At 53.1% G+C, this 6581-nt stretch carries 4 protein-coding genes; all 4 read right to left on the bottom strand.

The genetic code is table 11. From position 1 onward, the window contains the following. The coding region (locus J8X26_RS14745) for a type VI immunity family protein (protein WP_208951252.1) at nt 1-747 on the bottom strand (747 nt) is incomplete at its 3' end. A gap of 12 nt (nt 748-759) precedes the next feature. After that, complete coding sequence (locus tag J8X26_RS14740; protein ID WP_152327622.1) at nt 760-2070, bottom strand: VRR-NUC domain-containing protein; 1311 nt, start codon at nt 2068-2070, stop codon at nt 760-762. 1 nt (nt 2071) lies between these two features. Further along, nucleotides 2072-4588 carry a type VI secretion system Vgr family protein gene (locus tag J8X26_RS14735; protein ID WP_208951251.1) on the bottom strand — a complete coding sequence of 839 codons (2517 nt, stop codon included), beginning with the start codon at nt 4586-4588 and terminating at the stop codon, nt 2072-2074. 223 nt (nt 4589-4811) lie between these two features. After that, nucleotides 4812-6455 (bottom strand): malate dehydrogenase (quinone), encoded by a 1644-nt coding sequence (gene mqo / locus J8X26_RS14730; protein WP_101077664.1) that lies wholly within the window; start codon nt 6453-6455, stop codon nt 4812-4814. Nucleotides 6456-6581 lie beyond the last annotated feature (126 nt).

The raw sequence follows: 6581 nt of genomic DNA, 5'->3' as shown, positions 1-6581 counted from the left end.
ATCGTAAGATGTGATTTGTATCCGCGGGTCGTCGAGTTTTGAGCGCAGCGTATTAATTCCGCCCAGCTTACCGAGCCAATGCTCGTTGAAAAAAGTATACCAGTTGATTGAGCGAATGCCATTTCTAAAGTGCTCATCTGTATTATCATTAGTAACATCAATACCTAGAAAATCATGACATATATCATACTCAATATGTTGAAAGGTTTCTTTTTCTTGACATTGTTGAATCCCAAGACCTAATAACCCATGCATTGGTTTTAAGATTACACAGAGTTCATTTAATAATGCTGAAATTTCCTCTTTAGAGTTAGTGTAACTTGCAGGAAAGTTTACATTAAAAAAACTAACAGCTGAATGAACTATTTCGAACCAATCTGCTGATGATGCCATGTGAATTCTATAATCACTGCTATGTTCGAACCCTTCTTCTGAAGCGCACCAAAAATCAACATGCTCTCCACCTGAATTTTCAATTAACATTTTATATTTGGAAGCTACCGAGTCGGTATATTTTTCTGTCACATTAGGGTTCTTGAAAAAACTCCATTTTAGTTTTTTCCCTATTTTCCCATGACATAATTCGAGGGCGCTTGCTATTGCATCTCGATTTGTTTGTAAATAACCTTTATCTATATAAAAATAGGCCACCAGCCCTACTTGTAATGCATTATAATTTTCAGGGTCATCAAGTGCCCCATAGGTGAATTCGTATTCAGCCTGCTTAAACTTTTCAAAAAAATCCATTGCAATTTCTCCTTAATCTGGCCAGTAAACATAATCCTGGCTCACTTGCGCCGGGTTATCTAAAAATGATCTTGTGCTGTTTGTGTTTGAATGAGTATCCGGTTTGGCCTGTTCATCAGCAAACGCATAACCTGATGCCCCACCGGTGGCGAACCCGGAAGTTAACTCCTTAATATAGCGGACTAATTGCTCTGCCGACTTACCGATTAATACTTCTGTACCGACCTTAACCCCGCTTACGGCTGCGCCAGCCTCGGCAACCACAGGCGCTGCGGCGGCGGCAAACATGGGCCCGCCCAGCACCATTCCCAGATACCCTCTGGCGCGATCCATTTCTCTTTCTTTTGCCACCAATATCGCAGGGTCAGGCATCGGCTCAAACCTCGGCATATCATAGTTCACCGGGATTGCGGGATTAAAATAATGGATCACTTCCTCGTATTCCTGCTGAATTAATCCTTCTATTTGCGGGTAAGCTTCAATTTCAGGCCGCAGTGGGTTATTGGGCTTGTACCCGGAAAGACCCACGGGCAGGTAAACCGGTTCTTTTTTGGCATCCCTTATCCACTCGCGTTTTCGCTTGTCGTCGATCTGACAAACTTTCGTTTCTAAAAGGCGAAAATTTTCTCTATTTCCAGAAATCCTCTGATAGGCCTGTTGTTGGTCATAAGACAAGCGGTCGCCCGGAAATTTAATCTCAATCACCGTATGAATATTTTCCTGGCTAAAGGCCAGTGAACCACTGAGCATTGGATTGGTTATACGGATAACATCCGGTATCCGAAACAGCCCGGTCCTTTGGCTCATTTTCTTGAAAATATCATCGACTTCTTTTGCCGCGCCGGGTTGTTCCCGCATACCCGCAGTCAGGGAGTTTTCAAGATCATTACGCGTCATCAGCTCGCTGGTTCGTTCCACGGTAACGTCGCTGCCAAGTAAACCGCGCAGGCGATACTGATACCCTTTCTTGATCGCCATGTATTTCGATAAGGGAAAACTGCTGGGAAACGCCGGGTTCTTTTTACTCATCACGGGTTTTGGCGGGCTTTGGGTCATGTCATAACCCACTTCTCCGATGTAGGGAAAATGATATTTAAAATTGCGGTCATCCAGCCGGATAAGTTGCGTGACGACGCGCTGGTAAAGCACTGCACCGTCAGACCGGATTTTGGGGAATTTAAGTGCGTAATTCACCTTTTCGCACAAATACCATAAATCCAGCGGGTTGCTGACTTCAGCGGCGGTACCCTCCGGTTTTAACACCGTCGGCGTTTTCTTGCCCGTTGCGCCCGGCAGGCTGGCCGTTTTCTTTCCAGATGCCATATTATTCATCTTCCTTGTCAGTATGGGAAAAATCCAGTTTCACGGCGTTGTCTTCATCCCAGTAGCGTGCGTTAACTATCTCCCGCATAAATTGTTCCGGATGAGGAATCACTTCGATTTCATCGCTCTGCGAGGTCCAGGCATAACGCGTATGTCCGTGCTCATCGGTTATGCCGTCGAACGCCTCTCCGGCGATGGTCAGCGTATAAGGCAAGCCTGTGAGCGGCGCTCCGGTCTCCTGATCCCGTAAGATGAAAAATTCACTATAGCCTTCAACCAGAGGCATATTCGGCATTTTCAGCGGCTTTGCCTCCGGCACCGTCAGCACCGAATGCCCGGTGCGGCGGAAGTAGTCATGTTCGGTGCCGTACTCGATTTTGCCGTCCTGCAGGATGAGGTAACTGCCGCCGCCAATCAGCGTGATGCGCTTTTTCGCCGCAAACAGGATGTCGCCGTCCACCGCCGTGATGCTCACTTTCCTGCCCGCCGCCAGCGCCATGGTGCTGTTCTGCGCCTGTATCTCAACCATGCCCTGACTGGCCTTCAGGCTCATTTCGCCCTTCAGCGCGAATATCCCCATTTCCTGCCCGGTGTTGAGGGTCAGGTTTTTAATCACCCCAAAATCGGCGTTCTGACCGGCGTTCAGTATCAGGTTTTTGGTGGCCGCCAGCTGGAGATGCTCGCCGCTGGTCAGCGCCATGCCTTCCGGGGCGCTGGCGAGCACCACCTGATTAATCGGCTTCAGGCGCTCGCTGAACATCGCGATTTGCGCCGCGATATCGGCCTCCAGCGCACTGACTTCGGCGGCCGCCTGGCTCAGCGCTTTGACCTGCTGTTGCAGGCATTCGATTTCACGCAGCGCGGCGCTGTTGTCCATGACCTGACCCTGCGCTTTGGGCTGGGCGTCGGCGCTGATGAAAATGCCTTTACCGCCGCGCACCGCGCCGTGTTCGTCGGTGCGCAGCTCGACGCCCTCGCCGCGCGGCTTATTCTGCGCATCCACCAGATGCCCGGCGTTAAGCTGGGTTTTGCCGTATTCGGTGGCGAGCTTGACGTGCTCTTCGCCGCGCCGGTCCTCCATCCGCAGCTTGTTATTCGCAGGCGTACGCAGGACGTTGCGGGTGTGGTTGCGTTCGGTCACGTGGTCGGCGTGGTCCGAGTCGTGCAGGGCACCGGCGATGTAAGGGCGGTCCGGGTTTCCGGCCTCAAAGGCGATGGCGACTTCGGTGCCGTCGGGCAGCGGGCTGTGCCAGCCGTAGCCGTCACCGGCGTAAGGCCGGGCGAGGCGCAGCAGCAGGTACGCATGGCCGTTACCCCATGCATCCCGGTCAACGTTGAGCCTGACGCGATACCGCCCCTGATTATCGAGCCAGGCGTAAGTATCCTTTTTCTCCGTGCTTTCCACCCGCGCCGGTACGGTGCCGCGGATAACCGGACGCTCAGGCGGGACGGGGCGGAAACAGACATTTTCGCTGTAGGCCATGCCCCACAGGTTAAGGCGAAAGTGTTCGCTGCGGGCGCCTTTGGCGACAATCCGGGTGATGAGAATGCCGTCTTTCAGGTCGCTGAAGGGATAGTTCTGCGGCTCGAGCACCTGCCCCGGCGCCAGGGCGAGGCCGGTGGTGCGGGCAAAAATGCGGCTCTGTTTATTGAGCAGGCGCTCGTGGCGGATGCGGGCGTAAAACGCGCCGGTTTCGGCGGCGGCGTCGGTATCGTCCCCGACCTCGCGGTACGACAGGGCGTAGTGATATCCCTCACCGGCCACCGGTGCCAGGCTTCTGACCTGCGCGGCGGTATCAAGCGGAGCGGTGGCGTCGCGGTAGTTGTAATCACGTTTGGTGATACGCCCGGTCACGGCCTGCCAGTGGACTTTCATGCCCCAGACGCTTTCCGCCTGACCGTCGCTCATGCCGGAAGGCTCACAATAAGGCAGCGTGACGCCAAACTGATACTGCTCCGGCCCGTCACCGAACACGACGGTTTCGGACTCGAGGCGGGTATCGGTTTCAAAGCGCCACCAGATACCCACTTCGGCCAGAATACGCCGGATAAACTGCAGGTCATTTTCACCCCACTGGGTGATGAGTTCGCGCTCCGGGTAAGCCTGACGGAGACGAAACTCAAAATCCTGCCCTTCGAGGTCGTGGGCGCGCAGGAGCTGTTCGACCACTTCGGGCACCGACTGGTTCTGATAAATGGCGGTGCGCGTGGTGTTTTCCAGCAGTCTCAGGCGGGGCACCAGCTCAAAGCGGTAATGCGTCTCATCGGGGGAAGTCGAAAGGCGCTGAAAATCACGCACCACGCCGTAAATGGTGCGGCCCGGTTGTGAGGATGTCTGCATGCTGAAGCAGGCAAATTTGCGTAAGACCTGCGCGGGGTCGATATCCGGTTCCGGGCTGGTCGCCTCTATCACATAAGAATAGGGCTCGCTGAGCTGTTCTTCGCCGCGAAAGTTGAGGACGTCGAGTTCAAAGGGGCTTTTCCAGATATTGAGGGAATAACGGGACAGTGTATCCATACCGATCCTTGGTTGAGATGTGAAAAGCATCCGGCTTTTCGGGTATCTGGAGACTTAATTCACATGAAAAAAGTAGGGATACAGTTTACCTAAATTTAAGTATTCGGAAAGTGATATTGCTTAGGAATGCTGAACAGACTTACTGGAAATATCTGAGAAAGAAAGCAGAAACAAAAAAGGCGCGGTCTCCCGCGCCTTAAAAATCGCTGCTTAATAAATTCGATCAGAGCGCGACGTCAGCGACGACTTTTTGCTCTTTTTTCGGTGCAGCATTTGTCTCTGCCGCAGGTGCAGGTTCAGCCGCTTTGGGTTGCGGGTTGTCCAGCATCAGAACGCGGCTGGTGTCGCCCAGTTCTTTCTCGGTGGCGGCGACGTTGCCGTTCAGCTCAGTGCCGTAAGAAGGGATGATTTCCTTCAGTTTCGCCTGCCATTCCGGCGTTGCAACTTTGTCTTTGAACACTTTTTCCATCAGGTGCAGCATGATCGGTGCCGCGGTAGACGCGCCCGGTGATGCGCCCAGCAGCGCGGTAATGCTGCCATCTTTGGAGCTGACTACTTCGGTGCCCAGACGCAGAACGCCGCCTTCTTTCTCATCTTTCTTGATGATCTGCACGCGCTGACCGGCTTCCCACAAACGCCAGTCTTCTTTCTTCGCATCCGGGAAGTATTCACGCAACGCATCGAAACGGTCTTCGTCGGACAACATCACCTGGCTGACCAGATATTTCACCAGATCAAAGTTGTCGATACCCACGTGGGTCATCGGCATGATGTTGGAGAAATTGACGCTGCCGAACAGATCCCACAGGGAACCGTTTTTCAGGAATTTGCTGGAGAAGGTCGCGAACGGCCCGAACAGCAGAACCTGTTTACCATCAAGAATACGGGTGTCGAGGTGCGGAACGGACATCGGCGGGGAGCCGACGGCAGCTTTACCGTACACTTTCGCCAGATGGCGTTTCACGATTTCCGGGTTCTCAGTCACCAGGAACTGGCCGCCAACCGGGAAGCCGCCGTAGTTATCCGCTTCAGGAATACCGGATTCCTGCAACAGGGTCAGGGACGCGCCGCCCGCACCGATAAAGACGAATTTCGCCTTGATGACGCTTTCTTTGCCGTCATTTTTCAGGTCAGCCACCGTCACGTTCCAGGTGTTATCCGGGTTACGTTTGATACCGCGCACTTCATGGCCGAGGCTCAGCGAGAAGTTGGGTTTTTTCTGTAGTGAGGCCACCAGCTGACGGGTGATTTCACCGAAGTTCACGTCGGTGCCGATCGGAATACGGGTCGCCGCGATTTTCTGTTTCGGGTCACGGCCTTCCATCACCAGCGGGATCCACTGTTTGATTTGCGCCGGGTCTTCTGAATATTCCATGCCGCGGAACAGCGTGCTTTGCTGCAATGCCGCGAAGCGTTTACGCAGGAAATTGATGTTGTCATCGCCCCACACAAAGCTCATGTGCGGCGTGCTGTTGATGAAGGAACGCGGGTTGTGCAGAACGCCGTTCTGTACCTGATAAGTCCAGAACTGGCGGGAAATCTGGAAGGATTCATTGATTTCGACCGCTTTGGAAATGTCGATGCTGCCATCGGCTTTTTCCGGCGTGTAGTTCATTTCAGCCAGCGCAGAGTGCCCGGTACCGGCGTTGTTCCAGCCGTTGGAACTTTCGAGCGCCACACCGTCCAGACGCTCGACCATGTCGATTGACCAGTCCGGCTCTAATTCCTGAAGGTATGTCCCCAGCGTCGCGCTCATAATGCCGCCGCCGATCAGTAAAACATCAACGGGCTTTTCATCTTCTGCGAACGCTGTCTGGCTGAATGCAACCACGTTAAGGCAGAGGATCATGGCGAGTATCTTTCTCATGACGTCTGTTTCTCTGAATGTTTAGTTTTTAGTTTTGCAGGTGAAAGCTATCCAGATTCCCTGGATAAACGAAATCAACAACCCGGTGCGGTGGGGAAATAAGCGATTATTTCCTCAGAGTCTGAA

The organism is Rahnella sp. ChDrAdgB13, assembly GCF_017655185.1.
Lineage (GTDB): Bacteria > Pseudomonadota > Gammaproteobacteria > Enterobacterales > Enterobacteriaceae > Rahnella > Rahnella contaminans.
The sequence above is the reverse complement of the archived record's forward strand: the minus strand, read 5'-3'. Positions and strand labels throughout refer to the sequence as shown.